The following is a 23,262-nucleotide window of genomic DNA, read 5'->3' on the forward strand; positions in this document are numbered from 1 at the left end:
CTGCTGACAGCCAGTTGGCGCTAGCCGCCTGCCCGGCTGTTTGTGCAGCGAGATTTCGGTCACTGCCCGATCTTCCGATCCAAAAATTCATACAGTCGTTTGAATCGTGAGGCAACACGATGGAAAAAAAACGGGCGTTTGTCAATTTGTTTCTTAACGAAACCGGAGGAAAAAGAGAGCTGGCTCACGATGAGGACCGGAAACCACTTGATTAGCCGACAGAGTTACTTTAACTTCGGAATGCGACTTTAGTCCACAATAATAAAACAGCATTACGGAGACTCATCCGATGAAAGATGCCCGCTCGCGCTTCCGTTCGTTGGCTACCACGCTTATCCTTCTCTCACTCACAGCCGTTGGGGCCAAGGCCCAGGAATCAGGAGCCGAATTTCTTTCTGACCTCCACGATTTCCGCATCAACAACTACCTGGCACTGGACGCTTTCTACAGTTTCAGCGCCACAGGTGACACGGAAACGCTGAACCGAATTGTTGTCGGCGTCAACAACGCCAACGACGCCATGAACTCAGTAGTTTCAAGCACCAGCGGCGCGCTCTCTGCGCAGCAGATAGAAGAGCTCAATCAGGAGTTTGACCAGTTCAAGAATCTGATGCGGGGCAATATCAACGAAGTCCGAGACCGGGGCTACCCTGACCTGCGACTGATGGCCGATCTGGCCAACCAGGCGCTGAACATGAATAACCTCGCCACGGAACTTTATGCAGTGGCTCAGGAAAGCGGCGATGTTAAGCCAGATGCGAGGGTTGAATCCGCCCGTTCAGCTGCGGTGGTCATGGCCCAGATGATGGCTCGCTACGCCGCCCGAACCCATTCGTCGGTGGCGCAAACCTTTCAGGGCGCATCCAGCGAAATCCCCCTTGACGAACAGGCCAAAACCTTTGACCAACTGCTCGCGTCGATGCGAAACGGCCAGTCCAATGGCGACCTGAAATCCTCTCTGGACGACGTTGCCTCCAAGTGGCAATTCATACGGAGCTCATACATTAACTACAACGAAAACAACGTCGGCTTTGTCATCGACCGGTATTCCAAAGGCATCATTGAAGGCCTGACCAACGTCATCGACCTGATGCGCGCCAACGCCTGATTCCTCCCCGGGGCTGACACATATCCAGCCCCTCAATCCGGCGCTCGGTTGATGCCCGTCAGAATGACAAATCACTTTCCCCGGTATACTCTCGGTATTATTCTGAACATATTCCCCAAAGCACAAAGGAGCATTACCCATGTCCACCTACAAGAAAATGCTGGTTGCCATCGACCTGACCGAAGAGGCGCCGCAGGTTCTGAACAAAGCCAAGGCCATCTGTGACGCACAGGGAGCTGAGCTGTTGCTGGTTCATGTGGTAGAGCCGGTTGGTTACGCCTACGGTGGCGATATCCCGATGGACCTGTCCGAGCTGCAGGATCAGCTGGACAAGGCTGCTCGCGAACAGCTGGGCAAATATGGGGAAGAGTATGGCATCGGTGCAGACAGGCAGGTTGTAACCGTTGGTCGCCCCGAATCAGAAATTCATCGACTGGCTAAAGAGCATAACGTTGATCTGGTCATTGTAGGCAGCCATGGCCGCAAGGGCTTCCAGCTATTGCTGGGCTCAACGGCCAACGGCGTTCTGCATGGTACCGAGTGCGACGTGCTCGCCATTCGCATCCATTAATCGATGGCTGGAGGGGGAATTTACTCCCCCTTCATCCTTGCCTGCAGCTTTCTTAACTGACTCTCCAGTGAGACACTGACACTGGACGCCATCGAAAAAAAGTTAAGCAACGCTTTGAGATTACTATCCCCTTTGCACACGGCGTGTATTCTTTGCCAAAGCGCCTGATTAACAAGCTGGAGCCGTTGATTCCTCTCCACAAGCCCTTTCAGCTCCCAGTCCGCCTCATGCTGATTACGCTTCGCAAACAACTGCTGAAGCAAATAGTAACCAACACTACGCATCACGAACTCATCGCTATTGGCAAATGGCAGGTGATGAAGGGCCATCGGCTTGAGCTCTGACAACACAGGGCAGCCACTGTTCGCCATTTTTAACCCCAACAGCGACCGCAGAGCCTCTTCCAGCGTGGTCTGCTTAAAATAGGATCGACGCTCATCGGTCACCGTCACATCAACCTTCTGATAAGCATCTTCCGCCTGAAACGCCTCCACAACCGGCAAGATTCCGACTGCCGCCGGGCAATTCGGGGTGTTAGCCGGCCCCAAAGGGCAATTCGAGCACTGACAATGCTGCAACCGAACCCAGGCAGGCGGTGTCTGCTCTGGTGGACGCAATTCAGGCTCCCCGGTCACCCTGAATACAATATTACGACCGTCCTCAAACCTGAAACTGTAGTCAATTTTCATCAATTCGCCTGTTCTTCCAGCTCCATCCACCGCTCAATCACCGACTCAAGACGCGCTTCGGCGTCCGCCAATTGCTCCAGAGTAGACGATACCTCTTCCGGTGGACCTGAATAAAAATTCGCGCCGGAAATCTTATCCTGAAGCTCGGCAACCTGCTTCTCTAACAATTCGATTTTGCCCGGCAATTGCTCCAGCTCAAGTTTAAGCTTATAGCTGAGTTTTGCAGGCTTTGATTTTGCCGACTGCCCCACACTCCCGCCAACCGACTGTTCTTTTTTCGCCAAAGTGTCGGGTTTGTCACGCTTGTCCTGCTTGTCCAGGCGACTGCCGGAGCTCTCAGCGGGGAATCGCCCCCCCTGACGGCGCCAGTCACTGTAGCCTCCGACATACTCAGCCACAGCCCCCGAGCCATCAAGGAAGATGGTGTCGGTTACAACATTGTCGAGGAACTCCCGGTCGTGGCTGATCACAATAACCGTGCCCTTGAACTCCGCCAGCTGCTCTTCCAGCAACTCCAGCGTTTCGACATCAAGATCGTTTGTTGGCTCATCCAGAACCAGAATGTTAGCAGGCTTACTGAACAGCTTTGCCAGTAACAGGCGCGCCCGCTCGCCCCCGGAGAACACCCGCACAGGAGAACGCGCCCGTTCCGGTGTAAAGAGGAATTCCTGAAGGTATCCAAGGACGTGCTTGCTCTGACCGTTGATGTCAATGAATTCACGACCTTCCGCCAGGTTATCCAGAGCGTTTCGCTGAAGACCCAGTTCTCCGCGGAGCTGATCGAAATAGGCAACCTGAAGGTTAGTGCCAAGCCGTATGCTTCCTTCGGTTGGCTGCAATTCTCCCAGAAGGAGGCGCACCAGTGTTGTCTTGCCGGTACCATTTTCACCAACCAGCCCGATCTTATCGCCGCGAAGGATCGTCAGATCCATTTCACGCACGACCGCCTCTCCTGAACCATAGGCAAAACCGGCACCACGCGCCTCTGCCACCAGCTTTCCGGATATATCGGCTTGCTCTACAGCGAAACTCGCAGTACCACCACGAACCCGACGCTGCCGATGCTCCTCACGCATCGCCTTAAGCGCCCTCACCCGCCCCATGTTCCGGGTACGTCGAGCTTTAATGCCCTGCCGAATCCAGGCTTCCTCCTGCTTCAGGCGCTTGTCAAAAAGGGCATTCTGACGCTCCTCTTCTTCCAGCGCCTTCTCTTTCAGCTCCAGATAACGGTCATAGCTGGCCGCAAAACTCACCAGCTTCCCACGGTCCAACTCTACAACCCGAGTGGCCATTCGGCGTATAAACGCTCGATCATGACTGACAAACAGCATGGCACCCCGGAATTGCCCAAGGGTCTCTTCCAGCCACGCAATGGCGGGGACGTCCAGATGGTTGGTCGGCTCATCCAGCAAAAGGATATCCGGGTCCGCAACCAGCGCTTTTGCCAGAAGCACACGCCGCTGCCAGCCTCCCGACAGAGTATTGAGCACACGGTCGGGATCAACGCCGTACTGCCCCAGGATCGTTGTGACCTTCTGGTCTAGCCGCCAGCCGTCGAGCGCCTCCAGCCGTTCCTGAACCTTCATAAGGCGCTCGAGACCAGCCTCATCGGCCTGCAGGGAAAGACGATGAAACTCCGCCAGCAAGTCCCCCGTCTCCGGGAACGCAGATGCCACAACATCATAGGCTGTCCGGGTGTCGTCTGACGGAAGGCTCTGCGGCAGAACCGACAAAACCGAGCCCTCTTCCAGGCGAACAATACCACCGTCCGGGGTCACTTCCCCGCTGACAATTTTAAGAAGCGTGGACTTCCCTTCGCCGTTGCGCCCCAATAGACAAACCCGCTCGCCGGGTTCCACCATAAGGCCGGCGTCATCAAGCAACGGATGCATTCCGTAGGCGAGAGAGATCCGATCAAGCGTTAACAAAGGCACAGTTTCAATTCTCCTGCTTCAAGACGGTTACCGAGTCGCCTACTGCGATCGTGCCAACACTGTCGTGTACGGCGTTCTGACCGAAAATGATCCCGTTCGGCGTCTTTCGATAGCCGGCAAGGGTTTTAAGCGGCTGAACGTCGGTATCTTTCTTGCCAGTATCCGGGTCTACCGTCGTCATCACGCAGCGGGAACAGGGTTTGACCAGTTGCAACTGAACGTCACCAATCCGCATCGTCTGCCAGACGTCCTCTTCCCAGGCATCAGCTCCCTCAATCACGATATTCGGGCGAAAACGACGCATATCAATGGCGAGCTCAAGCCTGGAATTCAACTCCTCGAGCGATGACTGATTGACGACCAGAAACGGAAAACCGTCGGCAAATCCCACGCGACGAGGCTCACTGACCCACTCGCGATCAACCCTTCGGTACGAATCATCGTCCATATAAACGAACCGCAACGACGTTCCACAGTATCTACTTAACGCCAGGCCAGCCGCCTCAGCCCCCATCGTCCCGACCACCTGATCCTTCCACACGGTTACCCCCGTGGTCTCTGAACCAGGCTCCAGACGGTAGCGCCCCTCTTCCGGAATCTGGACAACCACACAGCCTTCCTCCAACGAGGTACGAACATTCGCAAGTTGAGGCAGCTGTCGCTGAGTGATAAATCGATTCTGGTCGTCGACAAGCATCCAGCGACGATCTCCCCGAGGCCCGAATTCGTCCAGCTCCAGGCGGGTGACCGGGATCCCTGCCAGGGATTTAACCGGATAGATATAGAGAGATCTGACCTTCATGGTTACACCTTTTCGGTTGCCGACTGAACGGTAATGGCTGCCGAGTATAACTGACGAGACTTCTGACTGGTGGGAAATGAGGTACTGAAAACGAAGAAACCCGGCCATTGGCCGGGTTTCCTGAATCTGGAGCGGGAAACGAGATTCGAACTCGCGACCCCAACCTTGGCAAGGTTGTGCTCTACCAACTGAGCTATTCCCGCTGACTGTCCTCAGGGCGTTGCCTGACAACGGCTGCGTATTCTACTGATAACTTTCTGGGCGTCAATACTTTCGTGATTTTTTTTTCAGGTTTCAATACAACCCTTGCTTTCGGCACCTCAGGCAACGAGCCAGCCAAAACCGATGGCACAACTCGTTCAATGAGTCGGCCACTCAGAACAAGCTACTGCCCAAATCGGCGAGCACCCTTCAGATACTGCAGCTCCTCAGGGGTGCTGGATCGCTTTAGTGCCTGGTTACGATGAGGAAAACGACCAAACTTGACGATAATCTCCCGATGATCATGGGCCGATTGAAGAAAGCTACCAAGGAACTCCCCGGGCACCCCATAGGTTGTTGCTGCGAGTTGCTGATAACACTCTACGGACAGATCCTGATCTTTGCGCTTCTCTGAGTGCTGCAGAGGCATATAAAGAAAAGCTCGCTGTACTGCGGGCAACTCAAGATCCTGCCCCCGCTCCATCGCCCGTCGGCAGAGCTCTCTGGCCAGCCGATCATTCTCAAATGCCATGGCTCCGCCGCGAAAAATATTGCGGGTAAACTGATCCAGCAAAAGAATCTCTGCCAACGCGCCACCGGGCGCACCCCGCCAATGGTCGAGCCCCTGCTCCGAGGCAAACAGAACCAGAGACATAAACCTACGCCGAATTTCCTGATCGAAAGCCCGGTCACTGCGGAACCACTTGCTCCTGTGTTCCCGGTCCGGGAGACCTTGCTCATCCAATTTTCCAAACCAGAAATCCAGTAGCTCTTTCCAATCGAACATATGACAACTCCCTGATACATTTATACAGAGCAACAGAGCACTTACCAACGCCTCCTCAACGTACGATTGAGGAACAGGACACGACCAGAGCAAAGGCCCTATGACGCAGCCCCATCAGATCATTCTATTAGCTCACGGCAGCAGCGACATCCGCTGGTGCGAAACGTTCGAGAAACTGGCGGAACCCACCGTTCAGTCCATAGAGAACGCAGCCATTGCGTATATGGAGCTGGCAGAGCCATCGCTCGATACCATAATCGCTCAGGCATCCCGCTCAGGTGCTAGGAGGTTTACCGTGGTTCCCCTGTTTCTTGCGGCAGGCCGACACCTGCGGAAGGATGTCCCTGCCATGATAGAAAAACTGGAAGCCGAGCATCAGGTCAGCATCCGGCTGGCAGAACCTATTGGCACCAACCCAAAGCTTGGCCTCGCCATCCGAGAAGTCGTTCGGGACGAACTTGGGCGGGCCGAAAGCTGAGAACCACTCAGCATATCCGGAGGACCACCATGGGCAAACAGATACTGCTAACAGGCGCTACCGGTTTTATTGGGCACATTCTGTGTCGCAGATTAATGGCAGAAGGTCACTCATTGACTGTTCTTAGCCGCCAGTCTGCAGACGCTGCGAAGTCAGTTTGCGGCAGAGTGGAAGTGGTCCAGACACTGGATACGTTACGCGCTCACCCTGGATTTGATGCGGTCATTAATCTCGCAGGCGAAGGCATTGCCGACAAACGGTGGTCCGATGCCCGAAAACAAACGCTTCGGAGCAGTCGTATCGAGCTGACCCGGAATCTGGTGCAGATAGTGAGATCCTGGCAGAAGCTGCCAGAGGTGATGGTATCAGGATCCGCTGTGGGATATTACGGAGACCAGGGGGATTCCCTGGTTACCGAGGACACCCCCCCTCATGACGAATTCACCCACCGCCTGTGCCGCGACTGGGAGCAGGAAGCTCTGGAACTCCAGGCCGACGATGTTCGCGTTTGCCTGTCCAGAACCGGAATCGTGACAGGCCGTCATGGAGGTTTTCTGCAAAGAATGCTTCTTCCCTTTAAACTGGGCCTGGGCGGGAGACTGGGGGCCGGACAACAATTCATGCCCTGGGTTCATCGTGAGGACGTGGTGTCCGGCCTGCTCTGGATGATGGAAACTCCTTCAGCAAACGGGGCCTACAACATGGTCAGCCCCAATCCTGTGACCAATCGGGTATTCACTCAAACCCTGGCACAAACCCTCCATCGCCCCGCTCTGGTTCCAGTACCTGCTGCCGCTCTTAAACTGATGCTCGGCGAAATGGCGAGCCTGCTGCTGACAGGTCAAAAGGCAATCCCGAGACGGCTACAGGAAGAGGGCTTCAAATTTCGCTACACAGAGCTTGAAGCTGCCCTGAAGGAAAGCACGGGAAATTAATTTAAAAAAAAGTGTTGACACTCCCCGGCGCCATACTTAATATACGCGCCACCTCGACGAGGCAAGCTTTTGAAAACGTTGCGTCCCCTTCGTCTAGTGGCCTAGGACTCCGCCCTTTCACGGCGGCAACAGGGGTTCGAACCCCCTAGGGGACGCCAATTTTTCAACTGACCTGATCGTCAGCTGCCATGACCGCTCCGGTGGAGCTTATCTTGTTTGGCAGCATGGCTTTTCTGATCTTTTATAACAAAGATCCCTACCCCAACGAAAAAGCCAATCATCAGAAGTACGGTCACAATACCTGCGATTACAACGGCGTCCATATACATGGCGTTATCTCCTGTTACTGAAGAACTTGATTGAGCTCAGGTTACGCTCGCGGCGTATGTGTCGTATTGATCTGCATCAAGCACATTTCGTCATTGCAGTAATTGTCAAACTGAGACATTCACCCCCTATTTCTCCCGATTTATCCTGAGTTTGCAGCGCATTTGCGACAAAGTGCTGCTATAGTCGAATTCAAGGGAAAGAAGGTAACAACGACAGGGATCGCTTCCGTTATTGCTATGTCCGACACTTCTTTGGATGGCCAAAAAATCAACGACATGCCAGACATTGCGACGCGTTTGAAACGTTTTCGTGCAGCCTCTCCGCTGTCGTTCAGACTTGTGGCATGGATTCTTTTGTTCAGCTCTGCCTTTACCCTGCTGGCATCCGGCATCCAGATTTATTCCGATTACCGCGAAGACCTTTCAAAGATTGAACAACGGATGCAGGTTATTGAATCCGGCTATCGGTCCAGCTTGGCTCAGAGCCTTTGGGCGCTGGATCAGAAACACCTGCAAACCCAGATGGAGGGCATGCTCAGTTTGCCCGATATTGAGCATCTCCGACTCCGGATCGAGCCCGATTCCGAGCTGGTTATGGGAGAACTTCCCCGGGATACCGACACCCTCACCCACAGCTTCGACCTGGTCTACCACGACGATACTGAGTTCCACCTGGGAGAGTTGACTATCACCGCCAGCCTGGAACGTCTCTACGATGAACTTCGTCGGCGGGTTGGTTTCATCCTCGCAACTCAGTTCCTGATTGTTTTCTTCGCCTCGATCCTCATTCTCTGGATTTTCCGGCATCTCGTTACCCGGCACCTCGCGGCCATGGCCGACTACACCCGAGACCTTTCGCTCCGAAACCTCTCACGCCCACTTGAACTGGACAGGCCCGATACTCCCGCCTTCCAGCGCGACGAACTCGGCATGGTCACGGAAGCGATTAACCAGATGCGCGAACGGTTAAACGACGACGTGGTTCGCAGAGAACGGGACGAAGCTGAAATCCGGAAATTCTCCAAGGCAATCGATCAAAGCCCCTCTTCCGTCCTGATCTGCGACCGGCAATGGCGCATTGAATACGCCAATCGGAAGTTCAGCCAATTGACCGGCCATGCAGCGTCTGAAATCACCGGAAAACACCCCTCTGCACTGATTGACCCGGGCACGGGCTCGATGGAAGCCAGGCAACTCTGGAACTCTATCCGGCTCCAGGTGCAAAGGGTCGGGGTTTGGCAAGGCGAGGTAAACAGCAGCCGCCGAAACGGTGAGCGTTACTGGGAGCAACTGGTGGTCACCCCTATAAAAGACCACAACGGCGAATCCACAGGCTATCTGATTCTGGGTGAAGACATCAGTATCCGGAAACGCTATGAGCAGCAACTGTTACGCCAGGCTAATTACGATATCCTGACCGGGCTGCCTAACCGAATGCTCGCACTCGACCGCCTGAAGCTGGCCCTTGCCCAGGCACGGCGGGATGAAACCCAGGTCGGAGTGATGTTTCTGGACCTGGATAATTTTAAGCACATCAATGACACCCTTGGCCACGATGCCGGTGACACGCTGCTGATAGAAGCTGCACGCCGAGTCTCCAGTTGCCTGAGGGGGACCAGCACCGTTGCGCGCCTGGGCGGCGATGAATTTCTGGTTGTACTGCCCGGCCTGAACGGCGCAGAGGATTCGTGCCAGGTCGCAGAGCGCATCCTCAAGACTTTCTCTCCGCCATTCATGCTTAACGGTCAGGAGGTCTTTGTCACCACCAGTATTGGCATCGCCACCTTCCCGACCGACTCGGACAACAGCGGAACCCTGCTGCAGCACGCCGATGCCGCCATGTATCAGGCAAAACACAAAGGTAAAAGCGCCTACGCCCGATTCACCCCCGAGATGAGCGAGGTTTCCCATGAGCGCCTCCAGATGGAATCGCACATGCGAAAAGCGCTAGAGCTCGGGGAGTTTGAACTCCACTTCCAGCCAATAGTCGACACCACCAGCGGTGAACTGGTGGCAGCGGAGGCCCTGTTGCGCTGGAATAACCCCGCCATGGGGCTGGTGATGCCAGACCGCTTCATCCCCCTCGCTGAAGAGACCGGCCTGATCATCCCCATCGGTGAATGGGTGGTTCGCGAAGCCTGTAAAGCGGCCTATTGCTGGCAAGCCATGACTGGTCAGGAGATCAGCATTGCCGTTAACGTCTCCCCCAGACAATTCCGTGACCCCGGCTTCACCGATGCCATCATGCGGGCATTGAACGACAGCAATCTGAAGCCGGAGCTCCTGGAACTTGAGATTACCGAACGGCTGATTCTGGATAACACGATCGAAACCGCCGATATCCTGAAACAGCTCGATAAGGTCGGGATCCGGTTGTCCGTCGATGATTTCGGAACCGGATATTCTGCACTCAGCTACCTGAAGAGTTATCCGTTCGATACGCTCAAGATCGACAAATCATTTGTGCAGGACGTATTGAAAGAGTCAGAAGACGCCTCCCTGATCCGGGCAATCATCAATATGGCCCACAGCCTGGGCCTGAAGGTGGTCGCAGAAGGCGTTGAGGAAGAAGCTCAGACGCACTTCCTGAAAGCCGAGCATTGTGACTACTCACAGGGCTACTTTTACAGTCGGCCACTTCCCGAACAGGACTTTATTCACTGGCTCGAGACCAACGAACGGGCCAATCCCACGTAATTGACACGGCAAAACCATGGACGAATCAATTCTCGTCGTAAACTGTGGCAGTTCCTCGCTGAAACTCGCCTTGTTTGATCACGACCACCAGAAAATTGCCTCTGCTCTTGCGGAGCGACTGAACCAACCCGACGCCTATGCGAAGATCAGCGGCGACAGCGTCCCGGTGCCTCTGCCAGCCAACGCGGACCACAATCAGGCCCTGGCTTCGCTGGTAGAGGCCTTCCGGGTCCGCCAATGGATGACCTGCGACCCCATTGCCATTGGCCATCGGGTGGTTCACGGGGGAGAAACGTTTCGTCAGGCAGTCCTGATTGATCCATCGACCATAACGGCCATAGATAACTGCGCAGCGCTTGCACCACTCCACAATCCGGTTAACCTGGCGGGCATCCGGGCAATGCAGTCGTTGTTTCCAGACATTCCTCATGTTGCAGTCTTTGACACCGCCTTCCATCAAACTCTGCCAGCGCGCGCGTATCGGTACGCCCTGCCAGATCACTGCTATCAGGATTGGGGGATCCGGCGCTATGGTTTCCATGGCACCAGCCACCAGTATATGGCCCAGCAAGCCGCACAGCGTCTTGGTAAAACCCCTGCCACCACGTCCATCATCTCCGCTCACCTGGGCAACGGATGTAGCATCACCGCCATCCGGGACGGCCTCAGCGTGGACACCAGCATGGGCCTGACCCCCCTGGAAGGCCTGGTCATGGGCACCCGAAGCGGCGATGTTGATCCCGGTCTGTTCGACTATCTGGCCGCGAGAGGGATCAGTTCCGGCGAAGCCCACAGAATGCTCAACAACGACAGCGGCCTGCTTGGACTGTCGGGCCAGACAAATGACATGAGAAGCCTTTGCGAACTTGCCGATCACGGCCATGAGCCGTCCCAGTTGGCTATTGATGTTTTCTGTTTCCGACTGGCCCGTTATACCGGTGCCATGACAGCTTCGCTGAGCCACCTGGACGCCCTGGTATTTACCGGCGGCATTGGTGAAAACAGCCCCCGGATACGCCAGGAAACGGTTAAACACCTTGGATTGCTCGGCATCCGTCTAGACCCGGAACTAAACCGGAGCCACGGCCAGGTGAGCAACGGGCGAATTGATACACCAGACTCCCGCTACCCCGTGCTGGTGATCCCCACAAACGAAGAACTGGTGATTGCCCGTGAGGCAGCCCGCCTGGCTGCTGCCGCCGGCAACACCGCTATCTGACGAGATCAGGATACATCATGGCAAAAAGTCTATTTCTGGCCCCGACTTCCCTGGACTCAGGCCTCACCTCGGTTTGCCTGGGGTTACTTCGGGCCCTGGAGCGTGAAGGCGTCAGCGTTGGCTTCTATAAACCCTTCAGTCAATCGGTGCATCGGGGTGAAGCCCTTCACAACGACGGCAAGGATTCTTCCGTCGCCTTTGTCCGGGCACGCAGCCACCTGCAACCACCCAACCCGATCCCGCTGAAAAAAGCCCAGCAGCTACTGAATCACGGCAAAGCCGACCTACTGATGGAGAACATCGTCGGGGAATACCAGAAGGTCGCCAACGAGGTTGATGTGGTGATTATTGAAGGCCTGGTTCCCGACCGGAGTGAAGCCTACATCGCACGTCTGAATGTGGAGGTGGCCCGCAACCTGGGCTCTGAAGTCATACTCGTAAGCACACCCAAAAGCTGCACACCCGGTGAGCTGGATGAAGAACTCGACTTCTCCGCCCGGCTGTTCGCTGCACCTTCGGACCCGGACGTCATTGCAGTCATCCTCAACAAGGTTGGCGAGCCCCAGAAGTCCGGTTTGGCCCTGAACCTGCCTCCTTCCAGCGATGCCACCGACATCGACTACCAGTCCTCCTGCAGGGTCTTTTCCACTGGCCGGTTCCAGTTACTCGCTCAGATCCCCTGGCAGCCTCAACTTCTGGCCCCCAGAGTATCCGACGTCGCCCGTGAACTGGGGGTGCCGGTTCTGCACGAAGGCCAGATGGAAACCCGACGCGTCCAACGCGTGTCTGTCTGTGCCCGAACAATCCGCAACATGACCGACACTCTGAAACCCGGAACCCTGATGGTAACCCCCGGCGACCGCGAAGACATCGTGGTCGCCACGGCGGTTGCTGCGCTGAATGGCGTACCACTGGCGGGCCTGATGCTAACCGGTGGGCTTATGCCCGACGACCGGGTCATTGAACTTTGCCGCCGGGCGCTGGATACCGGCCTTCCGGTTCTCAGCTCCGAAACCAATACGTACGAAAGCGCCCATATGCTGGCCAATCTCTCAGCCGCCATCCCGATTGACGATCCAGAGCGCATTGAAGAGGCGATGGAATCCGTAGCCCGTCGTATCAACACTCAATGGCTTCAGGAGCACCTGAAAGTTCAGAGACAAAGCCGCCTGGCACCACCGGCCTTCCGTTACCAGCTTTCAGAACGGGCAAGAGCCGCAGCAAAACGCATTGTCTTGCCCGAAGGTTGTGAGCCAAGAACCATTCAGGCCGCGATCATCTGCCACCAGCGAAGGCTTGCCCATTGCGTGTTGATTGGCGACCCACATGAGATCCGCTCAGTCGCGACCTCTCAGGGGGTCGAGCTGCCGGACGATCTGGAAATCATTCACCCACCCTCGGTTCGGGACCGATTCATCGCTCCCATGGTGGAGTTAAGGAAACACAAAGGCCTGACGCCGGAGATGGCCGAGGCCATGCTGGAAGATAATGTGGTTCTGGGCACCATGATGGTCGCCATGGACGAAGCTGACGGCCTCGTCTCCGGTGCCATTCATACCACAGCCAACACCGTTCGGCCGGCCCTGCAGCTGATCAAGACCCACGATAACGCCAAGGTGGTCTCGTCCGTCTTCTTCATGCTACTGCCGCAACAGGTTCTTGTTTACGGCGATTGCGCGATCAATCCCGACCCGAACGCCGAGGAACTGGCCGACATCGCCATCCAGAGCGCCGAATCTGCAGAAGCCTTTGGTATAGAGCCTGTGGTGGCCATGATCAGCTACAGCACCGGCGAGTCTGGCAGTGGCGAGGACGTCGACAAAGTACGGGAAGCCACCCGGATTGCCCGGGAAAGGCGTCCGGACCTGTTGATCGATGGCCCGCTTCAATACGACGCCGCCGCCATCGAAAGCGTGGCAAAATCGAAAGCTCCCAACAGTCGGGTAGCGGGTAAAGCCACGGTTTTTGTCTTCCCGGATCTCAACACTGGCAACACCACGTACAAAGCCGTTCAGCGTAGCGCCAATGTCGTGAGTGTCGGGCCAATGCTGCAGGGTCTGAGAAAGCCAGTAAATGATCTTTCTCGTGGCGCGCTGGTAGAAGACATCGTCTTTACCATTGCACTGACTGCGGTGCAGGCCAAGCAGGTAGAGGAGGCGGGAGCCGGCTGACCAGGCTCCCTGAGGGCGCTCCCCGGCAGATCAGCGTTTAACGCTCTTTTGCCGGGTTTTCCTGATCCGGCGACCTTTCTTAAGATCGTTGTCTTTCTTGACCTTCTGCCGCGGCGTTAGCCGATCTACCTTGTTGGCAAAGGGGTTCTCTCCGGATCTGAACTCGAAGCGAATGGGCGCTCCCACCACTTTCAGGACCTTCCGGAACGTATTTTCCAGATAACGCTTGTAGGCACCAGGCAGCGAATCCACCTGATTACCATGAACCACCACGACAGGTGGATTCGAGCCGCCCTGGTGAGCGTAGCGGAGTTTGATACGTCGCCCGTGGACCATCGGTGGCTGATGTTGAGCAACCGCATCCTGGAGAATCGCGGTCAGGCGGTTTGTGGGCCACTTGGCCATGGCGGACTCGTAACAGGCCTGAACGGACTCATACATGGTCCCGACACCCGTTCCGTGTAACGCCGATATGTAATATTTGTCGGCATAATCCAGAAAGTCGAGGCGCCTGGCCACCTGCTCTTTTACCCGGCCGCGATCTTCCGGGTCCATCCCATCCCACTTGTTGACAGCGATAACCAGTGACCGGCCAGCATCCAGAACAAAGCCTATCAAGTGCAGATCCTGGTCCACGAGCCCTTCACGCGCATCAATCACCAGAATCACCACGTGGGCATCGTCAATTGCCTGCAGCGTCTTGATGATGGAGAACTTCTCAACGGTTTCCCGAACGTTCTTGCGGCGGCGAACCCCGGCTGTATCAATCAGGGTATATTGATGGCCCTGGCGCTCGTAGGGAATGTACACGCTATCACGAGTGGTCCCCGGCATGTCGTAGACCACCACACGGTCTTCGCCCAGCATCCGGTTCACCAACGTGGACTTACCAACGTTTGGCCGCCCGACCACACCAATCCGTATGCCCGGATAACGGTCTGCCCGATCCTGCTCTTCGGGATCTACGGGCTCCGGCAAGAGAGTTTCAAGCAGCGAAAGGATTCCGCGGTTATGGGCGGCAGCAATCAGGAACGTAGACTCAAACCCCAGGCGGTAAAAATCTGCCGCGGCGACGTCCGGGTCCTGCCCGTCGGTTTTGTTAACCACCAGATGGGCCTGCTTCCCGGATTTACGCAAATAATCGGCGATCATCTCATCACCGGCCGTCAGGCCTGCCCGGCCATCGACCAGGAACAGAACAATATCGGCTTCCTCGACAGCCTGCAAAGACTGACGAGCCATCTCCGCATCAATACCCGCCTCGTCGCCAGTCAATCCACCGGTATCAATGACAATAAATTTCTGACCCTCATAGTTTCCCTCACCGTACTTACGATCACGGGTCAGTCCAGGAAAATCCGCCACAAGGGCATCCCTTGAACGGGTCATCTGGTTGAACAACGTGGATTTGCCAACGTTAGGGCGTCCCACAAGGGCAATAACTGGGGTCATAATGATCTGCTATTCAAGAAACCAGAAACCCGGCATCACAGGCGTAAACCTGGGCCGGGCATTAAATTCAGGGCGGGATCAGTCGTCCTGCTCGATCTTCAGGACGGCCATTTTTCCGCCATTGCCGAAAACAAGAAGCTTACCACCTTCCATCAACTGAACCGGTACGCGGATACCGTCACTGTCAAATTTTTTCTGCCCCTGCAAACTGCCGTCACTGGCGGACAGAACATGAAGGTAGCCCTCAAAATCGCCTACGACCACGTAATCGCCAGAGACCGCCGGGCGAGTCAACTGACGCCAGGACAGGTTATCCTGTACCCAGAGCTCACGACGGTCGCTGCCCCGAAGCGCTACAACATCCCCGTTTGCCGATGCAAGAAAGATGTTCCCGCCCCCAAGGGCTGGCGAATGGAAGCTGGACGCACGACGACTCCAGATTTCCTGCCCGGACCGAATATCAACCAGCGCCAGCTTTCCCTGATAGCCGGCCACCATAATGGCTGAATCCAGAACCAGGGGCTGTCCGCCGATATCAACCAGCCGTTCCAGTTCGGTACGCCCCTGTGGTTGTCCTACCTCATACTGCCAGACCGGTTGTCCGTCGGCAGCCGTCAGGGCAATCACCCGACCGTTCGAAAACGACGAGATTACAATATCGCCGCCCACCAGGGGCTCGGCAGCCGTTCTCACAGTCAACACCGGCACCTGAGCTTCGTACTGCCAGCGCTGCTCGCCATCGGCGACATCGTGCGCAATGACGCGACCATCCGTGGTCTGCACCACCACAAGATTCCCGTTGGACTGGGGCGCAGCCATAACTTCCGTTGGCAGAGAGGACCGCCAGACCTCCTCCCCATCCTCGGAAGAAAGCGCCACAAGCTCCGCATCCCGAGTGACCAGGTAAACATGGCGGTTGTCGGCACCTGGGCCAGCAAAGAAACGGTCTTCATATTCTTTCTGCCAGATGACCTCACCGTCATCTGGCGTCACAGCAACCACAATACCGTCCGCGGAGGCAGCGTAAATCACGCTGCCCGCATACAGAGGTGCCATCTGTAGAAACTGGTCATCGTGGCCATCACCAACAGACATGCTCCAGAGCGTATCCAGCTCAACCGATTCGCGAATCTCCGGCAACGGTGCAGGCTGTTCGAAGGTATCCGTTGAACTACAGCCGGACAGCCCGATAGCCAGCCCACAGACAACGGAGACGATCCCGGCTCTGAGCGAACGCCCGGCAAACATCAGGCGTCCTCCCCGACACCAAGGTCTGACAACTTCAACTCAAGGACACCACTGCGGCCCTGTTGACTTTGTTCTCTCGCCGCCAGATACGCCTCCCGGGCACCTTCCTGATCACCTTTAGCCAACAATACATCGCCTTTCAGCTCGGAAAAAATAGCCGAAAACGCGTCCGGGCTTTTGGCACCGTCAATCGTCGAGAGTGCAGCGTCATGTTCACCGGCCGCAAACTGTGCCCGGGCAAGACGGTTACGGATAACCAACTCCAGAGCGGGGTGCTCAGCAGATTTCTCCAAAGCCCAGGTCAGCGACTCGACAGCCGCCGCGGGATCACTCCCCTCAACCAGCTGAGCACGGGCCAGTACAAGATTGCCGTAGATTGCATAGGCGCTGTCGCCATGCTCATCACGCAGTGTCTCAGCCACGAATCCCACGGTATTCGCAGACTCCTCATCACCTGACGAATAAGCGTTCAGCAAGTTTGCAAACTGGCTGGCCGCTTCTGCGCGCTGCTGCGCTTCGTGGTTCTGCCAGGCCTGCCAACCAAACACAATCGCCAGGGCTGCACCAACACCGATCAGCAGTGAGCTACCGTTATTCTTCCACCAGTCCTTGATCGCCTGGACCTGTTCTTCTTCGGTACGCAACTCCGCCATGAAAACTCCTGTTGTCCGTTGTAACTGCCTGTTTAGTTAAATACTGATTAGAGCAGACCCGCAAGAACCCCGGCCAACTCAGCCTGGGCAACGTCCTGCTGAGGCTCATCGTCGCGAAGCGGTTTAAGCCCAACGGTGCCCTGAGCGATTTCGTTCTCACCCAGAATAATTGCGTAGCGGGCACCACTGCGATCGGCTTTTTTCATCTGACTCTTGAAGCTGCCGCCGCCGCAATGGGAAACGACCATTGCACCCGGCAATTCGTTACGCAGGGTCTCCGCCAGCGCCATCGCTGGTACCACAGCCTGCTCCCCCATCGCCGTTACGTAGACATCTGCCTGGTTGTTCACATGATCAGGCACCAGACCAAGGGTCTCAAGTAGCAAAATCAGACGCTCAAGCCCCATCGCAAATCCGACGGCCACCGTTGACTTACCGCCCAACTGCTCCACGAGGCCATCGTAACGACCACCGGCGCAGATGGTTCCCTGAGCTCCCAGGCTTTCGGTAATCCACTCGAACACGGTTTTACCGTAATAGTCGAGACCACGCACCAGAGCAGGGTTCTCGGTATACGGTACGCCAGCTGCATCCAGCATCGCTTTCAGCTGATCGTAATGTTGGCGCGACTCGTCATCCAGATAATCATCCAGGCTGGGAGCCCCCTGAAGAATGTCACGGGTGGCCGGGTCTTTGCTGTCCAGAATCCTTAATGGGTTGGTCGACAGCCTGCGTTTGCTGTCTTCGTCCAACTGCTCTCTGAACTGTTCCAGATACTGCACCAACGCTTCCCGGTAGACTTTACGGGATGCACTGGTACCAATGGAATTGATCTCAAGCCGGGCATGATCGGCCAAGCCAAGGGCTTTCCAGAGCCTCGCGGTGAGTATCAGCAGTTCGGCGTCAATATCCGGACCGGCCATACCGAAACATTCAACACCAATCTGGTGGAACTGGCGGTAACGACCTTTCTGGGGGCGCTCATGACGAAACATCGCGCCGGTATACCAGAGCCGTCGGGTCTGATTGAATAGCAACCCATGCTCTTCCGACGCCCGGACACACCCTGCCGTTCCTTCAGGACGCAGAGTAAGACTGTCTCCGTTGCGGTCATCAAAGGTATACATTTCCTTTTCAACGATATCGGTGACTTCACCGATCGAGCGTTTGAAAAGTTCCGTATGCTCCACCACGGGCATACGGATTTCCTGGTACCCATATTGCCCGAGCACTTGCCGAACGGTTGACTCAACATACTGCCAGACGGGTGTCTGCTCCGGCAGAATATCGTTCATCCCCCGGATTGCCTGAATCTTTGCCAAAATAAAATCCTGATGTGTTTCTGAAATCGTTTCGGGTCAGTCCGTAGATCTGGCGATCACCGCGTCTTCCTGCTCCTGACGACGCGAGACTTCTTCGCGGATCAGGCGCTCCAGGTCTTCAACCAGGGTCGCGTTATCCAGCTTCTGGTTCGGTTTGCCGCCCATGTAGAACAGGTTCTTCGGTGTACCGCCGGTGAGCCCGATGTCCGCTTCTTTTGCTTCACCCGGGCCATTGACGATACAGCCGATGATGGCAACGTCCATCGAGGTATTAACATCTTCAAGACGAGACTCAAGGTCATTCATGGTCTGAATCACATCGAAGTTCTGTCTCGAGCAACTCGGGCATGCGATAAAATTGATGCCGCGGCTTCTCAGGCGCAGACTCTTGAGAATGTCAAAGCCAACTTTGATTTCCTGCACAGGGTCCGCCGCGAGGGAAACCCGGATCGTATCCCCGATACCATCCATCAACAGCATGCCAAGCCCGATTGAGGACTTTACGGTTCCAGAGCGGAACCCGCCTGCTTCGGTAATACCAAGGTGAAGCGGCTGTTCAATCTGAGCAGCAATCTGACGGTATGCAGCCACGGTCATAAAAACTTCGGAAGCCTTGAGGCTGACCTTGAAGTTCTGAAAATCGTGTTTATCGAGAATATCGATATGACGCATCGCCGACTCCACGAGTGCCTCGGGAGTCGGCTCACCATATTTCCGTTGCAGGGCCTTCTCCAGAGAACCGGCATTAACCCCGATGCGAATCGGGATGTTGCGATCCCGTGCCGCGCTGATGACTGCGCTCACACGATCATCCCGGCCAATGTTTCCCGGGTTGATGCGAAGGCAATCTACGCCAAGTTCCGCTACCTTCAGCGCAATCTTGTAGTCGAAATGAATATCTGCGACCAGGGGCAGAGATACCTGCTGCCTGATCTTCCCGAACGCTTCCGCCGCTTCCATAGAAGGCACGGATACCCTGACAATGTCTGCACCGGCATCCTGTATCGCCCGGATCTGACCAACCGTGGCGTCAACATCACAGGTATTGGTGTTGGTCATACTCTGCACCGCAATTGGCGCATCACCACCCACCGGCACATCACCCACCATAATCTGACGGGATTTACGTCGTTTTATCGGAGACTCTTGTTTCATGGAACTCAACCAGCAACCTTTTCGATCATTCTGTTCAGGGCTCGAGGGTAAACTCTGACCGGTTATTTACGACGCGAAAACTGCCAAGGTCCATCGACTCGCCCTCAAACCTGAGCGACTCCACGGCATTCATCGCACCAACCACAACCCTCAGAGGCGCCCTGCCCTGGACGTCCAGCGCATCGCCGTCCCGGCGCAAAGCACTTACGAGACGCTTACCATCGGCATCCGTTACCTGAACCCAGCAGTCATTACTGAAATTCATTTCCAGCCGCACCAAGCCTGGCAGATTCTCCTGGTCCACAGATTCACTCTGCGCTACCACGGACACCTCAGTATCGGTGGTTAACGGCCCAGCAGTCTCTGTAGCCTCACCGCCCACAGCCATCTCTGGCTCAGCTGATGCAGGTTCCTGGCTTATTGCGGACGGGGCTGTGTCCGTATTCTCAGTCACAACCCCGGGCTCAGGCGAGACGATCGGGGCTTCAGCGATGGAAGCTGACGACACACGGGTTTCAGCTGGAATATCCTCGCCCGGGACAGACTCATCCACCAATGGTGCCGACGCTTCTTCAGGAATGTCGGCGGCCGGCGTCACCTGCTCAGGCCCCGGCTTTAAAAAATGGTCGTAAACCAGAAACCCGACAACAGCAACAAAAACCAGAAGCAGCGTAAGCTTGGCAAACTGCCGCTTTCGTTTTTTCTTGCGCTCGATATCAATCAGAGGATTTGACTGCTGCTCCTGAACCCGACGCTGACGAAGGGGCTCAAGCTCAGAGTCCAGTGTCCGAATCAGGGCATCGGCATCCAGCCCGACCTGCCGGGCGTAGGTACGGACGTAGCCTTTGAGAAACAGCTCAGTATCTACCTTGCTGTAGTCACCCGCTTCAATGGCCTGAATAACCGACGGGCGAAGGTGCTGCAGGTTCGCAATGTCTGACACATTGAGCCCGAGCTTTTCACGGGCTTGCCTGAGCTGCTGGCCAACGGAAGTTCCCGCTGCTGGTTGTGACTGCTCCTCACCGGTCATTGGCAATCAATACCTTATAGTGTTGATATTCCACGGAATCCGGATACTCGTTCCTCAGCAGTAACGCCAGACTAGCTTCCTGATCCCTGTCCTGAAAATGCCGGGCAATCCGAATACCGGTATACAAACTTTCCGGCGAATGCGTCAGCCGGGTGTTGCGCTGTATCATGGTCTGAAGACGACTGTAATAACGCGACGCGTCACTGAAATCCTGCTGTTCCACCAGGACCCGTGACAGCGAAAGCAGCGCTCTGGCCTCGCCTCGAGTCAGCTCAACAGCTCTCCGGTAGGCTGCTTCTGCGGCCTCTGGAGCGCCGAGACGTTCTTCTGTCATGCCAAGGTTATAGAAGACCGCCCCCCGATCCGGATACTCTGTATCCCGGGATGCTACCTGAAACTGGTCACGGGCATCTTCAAATCGGGACTGGCTATAAAGAAAGGCGCCATAGTAGACCCGCCCCCGCGTATAACCACCGTCCGACGAAATGGCATCCCGAAAGCTCTTCTCCGCAAGCTTCTCCTCACCCTCCGCACTGAGCACAAGGCCACGTGCTGCCAGTGCGGCCGCGCTGCTGTTATCGAGTTCAAGCGCTCTGTCCAGGTGATTGCGGGCGCGGTCCAGATTTCCTTGACCAATGTAGGCGGTGGCCAGCTGGACGTAGTTGTTGAGGGCCTTCTGGCGATCAGCTTCCCGGCTGAACCGGCTGTCTGTTGTGGTCACACATCCCGACACCAGCATCGCGAGCATAAGAGCCACAACCGACATCAATCTCACGGTAACGTCCTTTGCCATCAACAAACACCTTTTCCTGTTGTTCGACCCTGCGGCCTTCAGGGGTTGACCTGTTGTACCGCTATGTATCGCTGGCTCCGACGGGTCCTGTCCTCAACCCGCCCTACGAGCTGACCGCAGGCCGCATCAATGTCATCACCACGTGTCGTGCGAATGGTGGTTACATAACCCGCTTCATTCAGCACCGTCTGAAAGCGCCGGGTAGCATTCATGCTCGGCCGGCGGAAATCGCTTTCGGGGAACGGGTTGAACGGAATCAGGTTAATCTTGCACGGCAACCCTTTCAAAACCATGGCAAGCTCACGGGCATGCTCAGGCTGATCATTCATACCCTCGATCACCGTGTACTCAATCGTCGCTTTACGCTTATCCGGCAAGCGGGCCAGATACCGACGAGTAGCCGCAAGCAACTCGGAGATCGGATATTTCTTGTTCAGGGGCACCAACTGATTCCTGAGTTCATCATTGGGCGCATGCAAGGAGATGGCCAGTGAAACATCGGTAACCTCACCGAGACGATCCAACGCCGGCACGACGCCAGAGGTACTGAGGGTCACCCGCCGTTTCGAAATACCGTAGGCCAGGTCTTCCATCATGAGATTCATGGCATCGACCACGTTCTCAAAGTTCAGCAAGGGTTCTCCCATGCCCATCATAACCACGTTCGTGATCGGTCGTTCACTGGGCTCAAAAGGCATAAACGCCTTTCGGGCAACCCAAACCTGCCCGATAATCTCAGCAGCCGTCAGATTCCGGTTGAAACCGCGTTTACCGGTAGAACAAAAGGTGCAATCGAGACTGCACCCGATCTGGGACGAGACACACAGTGTTCCACGCTCACCGTCCGGAATCAGAACGGTTTCAACGCTGTTGCCGTTGTCCATCCGCATGACCCACTTACGGGTCCCATCCTTCGAGGTCTCATCGTAGACGACCTCAGGACCACGAATTTCGGCGATCTCTTTCAGCTTTTCCCGGAGCGGCTTACTCACATTGGTCATTTGATCGAAGTCATCAACGCCACGCTGATGCATCCACTGAAGCATCTGTTGGGCGCGAAAACGCTTCTCACCCAGAGATTCAAAAAACGCTTCCAGTTTTGCCTTCGGCATTCCCAGAAGATTGACTTTTTCGGCGGGGCGAGTCATTACATAACCTCGATCAGATAACCAATTCGGGGATGCCCGGAAAGGCACCCCCGAAACAACAACCTCAGCCGCGCGGGCAGATTTCGTTGTCGTTGAAGAAATACGCCACTTCACGCTCAGCAGACGCGGCAGAGTCGGAACCGTGAACTGCGTTTGCGTCGATAGAAGAAGCGAAATCAGCTCGGATGGTTCCGGCTTCTGCTTCCTTCGGGTTGGTGGCACCCATCAGCTCACGATTCTTAAGGATAGCGCCTTCACCTTCCAGAGCCTGAACCACAACCGGACCAGAGGTCATGAAAGCAACCAGATCATTGAAGAACGGGCGCTCTTTGTGCTCTGCGTAAAAGCCTTCCGCCTGTTCCTGAGTCAGGTGCATCATTTTTGACGCAACAATTTTCAGGCCGGCTTTTTCAAAACGGCTGTAGATTTCGCCGATAACGTTCTTGGCGACCGCGTCGGGCTTGATAATAGAGAGCGTGCGCTCGTTGGCCATAATGTTTCTCCAGTCAGTTCAGTGTTGAAAATTCAGGGGTGGGATTA

At 55.7% G+C, this 23,262-nt stretch carries 21 protein-coding genes and 2 tRNA genes; 8 read left to right on the forward strand and 15 right to left on the reverse strand.

Annotated elements, in window-relative coordinates:
* Window positions 1–289 precede the first annotated feature (289 nt).
* Window positions 290–1,108 (forward strand): hypothetical protein, encoded by an 819-nt coding sequence (locus K325_RS0107510; RefSeq protein ID WP_029653653.1) that lies wholly within the window; start codon window positions 290–292, stop codon window positions 1,106–1,108.
* 139 nt (window positions 1,109–1,247) lie between these two features.
* A complete protein-coding gene (locus K325_RS0107515) occupies window positions 1,248–1,679 on the forward strand; it encodes a universal stress protein (RefSeq protein WP_029653654.1) in 432 nt (143 codons plus the stop codon).
* Window positions 1,680–1,699: 20 nt separating this feature from the next.
* Here the strand turns inward: K325_RS0107515 and K325_RS0107520 are convergent, their stop codons facing one another.
* The 5 genes from K325_RS0107520 to K325_RS0107540 form a co-directional block, all read right to left on the reverse strand.
* On the reverse strand, window positions 1,700–2,368 hold the full coding sequence (locus K325_RS0107520) for a DUF6901 family protein (RefSeq protein ID WP_029653655.1): 669 nt from the start codon (window positions 2,366–2,368) through the stop codon (window positions 1,700–1,702).
* Window positions 2,368–4,302 (reverse strand): ATP-binding cassette domain-containing protein, encoded by a 1,935-nt coding sequence (locus K325_RS0107525; RefSeq protein WP_029653656.1) that lies wholly within the window; start codon window positions 4,300–4,302, stop codon window positions 2,368–2,370. Before K325_RS0107525 ends, K325_RS0107520 begins: the two co-directional genes overlap by 1 nt.
* A 4-nt stretch (window positions 4,303–4,306) precedes the next feature.
* On the reverse strand, window positions 4,307–5,104 hold the full coding sequence (locus K325_RS0107530) for an MOSC domain-containing protein (protein WP_029653657.1): 798 nt from the start codon (window positions 5,102–5,104) through the stop codon (window positions 4,307–4,309).
* A gap of 127 nt (window positions 5,105–5,231) precedes the next feature.
* Window positions 5,232–5,307, reverse strand: a tRNA-Gly gene (locus tag K325_RS0107535).
* Between the two features lie 182 nt (window positions 5,308–5,489).
* A complete protein-coding gene (locus K325_RS0107540) occupies window positions 5,490–6,092 on the reverse strand; it encodes a DUF924 family protein (protein WP_029653658.1) in 603 nt (200 codons plus the stop codon).
* Window positions 6,093–6,192: 100 nt separating this feature from the next.
* On the opposite strand from K325_RS0107540, the gene K325_RS0107545 reads away from it, so the two are divergent.
* The 3 genes from K325_RS0107545 to K325_RS0107555 all read left to right on the forward strand — a co-directional run bounded on the left by K325_RS0107545 (window position 6,193) and on the right by K325_RS0107555 (window position 7,663).
* A complete protein-coding gene (locus K325_RS0107545; RefSeq protein WP_029653659.1) occupies window positions 6,193–6,570 on the forward strand; it encodes a sirohydrochlorin chelatase in 378 nt (125 codons plus the stop codon).
* A 29-nt stretch (window positions 6,571–6,599) separates the two neighbouring features.
* Window positions 6,600–7,505, forward strand: a complete 906-nt coding sequence (locus K325_RS0107550; RefSeq protein WP_029653660.1) for a TIGR01777 family oxidoreductase — start codon at window positions 6,600–6,602, stop codon at window positions 7,503–7,505.
* A gap of 82 nt (window positions 7,506–7,587) precedes the next feature.
* Window positions 7,588–7,663 (forward strand) — tRNA-Glu (locus K325_RS0107555).
* A gap of 21 nt (window positions 7,664–7,684) precedes the next feature.
* Here K325_RS0107555 and ccoM read toward each other — a convergent pair.
* Complete coding sequence (gene ccoM / locus K325_RS18675; RefSeq protein WP_169441770.1) at window positions 7,685–7,834, reverse strand: cytochrome c oxidase subunit CcoM; 150 nt, start codon at window positions 7,832–7,834, stop codon at window positions 7,685–7,687.
* Window positions 7,835–8,071: 237 nt separating this feature from the next.
* On the opposite strand from ccoM, the gene K325_RS0107565 reads away from it, so the two are divergent.
* From K325_RS0107565 to pta, 3 genes are read left to right on the forward strand one after another with little or no spacing between them, the layout of a single operon-like run.
* Window positions 8,072–10,531, forward strand: coding sequence for a bifunctional diguanylate cyclase/phosphodiesterase (locus tag K325_RS0107565; RefSeq protein ID WP_084694188.1), 2,460 nt, complete (start codon window positions 8,072–8,074; stop codon window positions 10,529–10,531).
* A gap of 16 nt (window positions 10,532–10,547) precedes the next feature.
* A complete protein-coding gene (locus K325_RS0107570) occupies window positions 10,548–11,750 on the forward strand; it encodes an acetate/propionate family kinase (protein WP_029653662.1) in 1,203 nt (400 codons plus the stop codon).
* Window positions 11,751–11,767: 17 nt separating this feature from the next.
* Complete coding sequence (gene pta / locus K325_RS0107575) at window positions 11,768–13,921, forward strand: phosphate acetyltransferase (RefSeq protein ID WP_029653663.1); 2,154 nt, start codon at window positions 11,768–11,770, stop codon at window positions 13,919–13,921.
* Window positions 13,922–13,951: 30 nt separating this feature from the next.
* On the opposite strand, the gene der is transcribed toward pta, so the two are convergent.
* From der to ndk, 9 genes are all read right to left on the reverse strand, one after another.
* Window positions 13,952–15,373: a ribosome biogenesis GTPase Der gene (gene der, locus K325_RS0107580; RefSeq protein WP_029653664.1), complete on the reverse strand. Its 1,422-nt coding sequence runs from the start codon at window positions 15,371–15,373 to the stop codon at window positions 13,952–13,954.
* 78 nt (window positions 15,374–15,451) lie between these two features.
* Window positions 15,452–16,621 (reverse strand): outer membrane protein assembly factor BamB, encoded by a 1,170-nt coding sequence (gene bamB / locus K325_RS0107585; protein WP_029653665.1) that lies wholly within the window; start codon window positions 16,619–16,621, stop codon window positions 15,452–15,454.
* Window positions 16,621–17,274 carry a YfgM family protein gene (locus K325_RS0107590; protein ID WP_029653666.1) on the reverse strand — a complete coding sequence of 218 codons (654 nt, stop codon included), beginning with the start codon at window positions 17,272–17,274 and terminating at the stop codon, window positions 16,621–16,623. Before K325_RS0107590 ends, bamB begins: the two co-directional genes overlap by 1 nt.
* Before the next feature lie 47 nt (window positions 17,275–17,321).
* Complete coding sequence (hisS, locus tag K325_RS0107595; RefSeq protein WP_211218148.1) at window positions 17,322–18,599, reverse strand: histidine--tRNA ligase; 1,278 nt, start codon at window positions 18,597–18,599, stop codon at window positions 17,322–17,324.
* Between the two features lie 33 nt (window positions 18,600–18,632).
* Complete coding sequence (gene ispG / locus K325_RS0107600) at window positions 18,633–19,751, reverse strand: flavodoxin-dependent (E)-4-hydroxy-3-methylbut-2-enyl-diphosphate synthase (protein WP_029653668.1); 1,119 nt, start codon at window positions 19,749–19,751, stop codon at window positions 18,633–18,635.
* A gap of 34 nt (window positions 19,752–19,785) precedes the next feature.
* Window positions 19,786–20,781 (reverse strand): RodZ domain-containing protein, encoded by a 996-nt coding sequence (locus tag K325_RS0107605; RefSeq protein WP_029653669.1) that lies wholly within the window; start codon window positions 20,779–20,781, stop codon window positions 19,786–19,788.
* Window positions 20,771–21,574, reverse strand: coding sequence for a type IV pilus biogenesis/stability protein PilW (gene pilW, locus K325_RS0107610; protein ID WP_084694190.1), 804 nt, complete (start codon window positions 21,572–21,574; stop codon window positions 20,771–20,773). Before pilW ends, K325_RS0107605 begins: the two co-directional genes overlap by 11 nt.
* A 38-nt stretch (window positions 21,575–21,612) precedes the next feature.
* Complete coding sequence (rlmN, locus tag K325_RS0107615; protein ID WP_029653671.1) at window positions 21,613–22,722, reverse strand: dual-specificity RNA methyltransferase RlmN; 1,110 nt, start codon at window positions 22,720–22,722, stop codon at window positions 21,613–21,615.
* A 64-nt stretch (window positions 22,723–22,786) separates the two neighbouring features.
* A complete protein-coding gene (gene ndk, locus K325_RS0107620; RefSeq protein WP_029653672.1) occupies window positions 22,787–23,215 on the reverse strand; it encodes a nucleoside-diphosphate kinase in 429 nt (142 codons plus the stop codon).
* Window positions 23,216–23,262 lie beyond the last annotated feature (47 nt).

This window comes from Marinobacter daepoensis DSM 16072 (assembly GCF_000421165.1).
GTDB lineage: Bacteria > Pseudomonadota > Gammaproteobacteria > Pseudomonadales > Oleiphilaceae > Marinobacter > Marinobacter daepoensis.

Coding starts and splice junctions, on each gene's coding strand:
- K325_RS0107510 (WP_029653653.1), top strand. CDS start 290: ATGAAAGATGCCCGCTCGCGCTTCCGTTCGTTGGCTACCACGCTTATC.
- K325_RS0107515 (WP_029653654.1), top strand. CDS start 1,248: ATGTCCACCTACAAGAAAATGCTGGTTGCCATCGACCTGACCGAAGAG.
- K325_RS0107520 (WP_029653655.1), bottom strand. CDS start 2,368: ATGAAAATTGACTACAGTTTCAGGTTTGAGGACGGTCGTAATATTGTA.
- K325_RS0107530 (WP_029653657.1), bottom strand. CDS start 5,104: ATGAAGGTCAGATCTCTCTATATCTATCCGGTTAAATCCCTGGCAGGG.
- K325_RS0107540 (WP_029653658.1), bottom strand. CDS start 6,092: ATGTTCGATTGGAAAGAGCTACTGGATTTCTGGTTTGGAAAATTGGAT.
- K325_RS0107545 (WP_029653659.1), top strand. CDS start 6,193: ATGACGCAGCCCCATCAGATCATTCTATTAGCTCACGGCAGCAGCGAC.
- K325_RS0107550 (WP_029653660.1), top strand. CDS start 6,600: ATGGGCAAACAGATACTGCTAACAGGCGCTACCGGTTTTATTGGGCAC.
- ccoM (WP_169441770.1), bottom strand. CDS start 7,834: ATGTATATGGACGCCGTTGTAATCGCAGGTATTGTGACCGTACTTCTG.
- K325_RS0107565 (WP_084694188.1), top strand. CDS start 8,072: ATGTCCGACACTTCTTTGGATGGCCAAAAAATCAACGACATGCCAGAC.
- K325_RS0107570 (WP_029653662.1), top strand. CDS start 10,548: ATGGACGAATCAATTCTCGTCGTAAACTGTGGCAGTTCCTCGCTGAAA.
- pta (WP_029653663.1), top strand. CDS start 11,768: ATGGCAAAAAGTCTATTTCTGGCCCCGACTTCCCTGGACTCAGGCCTC.
- der (WP_029653664.1), bottom strand. CDS start 15,373: ATGACCCCAGTTATTGCCCTTGTGGGACGCCCTAACGTTGGCAAATCC.
- bamB (WP_029653665.1), bottom strand. CDS start 16,621: ATGTTTGCCGGGCGTTCGCTCAGAGCCGGGATCGTCTCCGTTGTCTGT.
- K325_RS0107590 (WP_029653666.1), bottom strand. CDS start 17,274: ATGGCGGAGTTGCGTACCGAAGAAGAACAGGTCCAGGCGATCAAGGAC.
- ispG (WP_029653668.1), bottom strand. CDS start 19,751: ATGAAACAAGAGTCTCCGATAAAACGACGTAAATCCCGTCAGATTATG.
- K325_RS0107605 (WP_029653669.1), bottom strand. CDS start 20,781: ATGACCGGTGAGGAGCAGTCACAACCAGCAGCGGGAACTTCCGTTGGC.
- pilW (WP_084694190.1), bottom strand. CDS start 21,574: ATGGCAAAGGACGTTACCGTGAGATTGATGTCGGTTGTGGCTCTTATG.
- rlmN (WP_029653671.1), bottom strand. CDS start 22,722: ATGACTCGCCCCGCCGAAAAAGTCAATCTTCTGGGAATGCCGAAGGCA.
- ndk (WP_029653672.1), bottom strand. CDS start 23,215: ATGGCCAACGAGCGCACGCTCTCTATTATCAAGCCCGACGCGGTCGCC.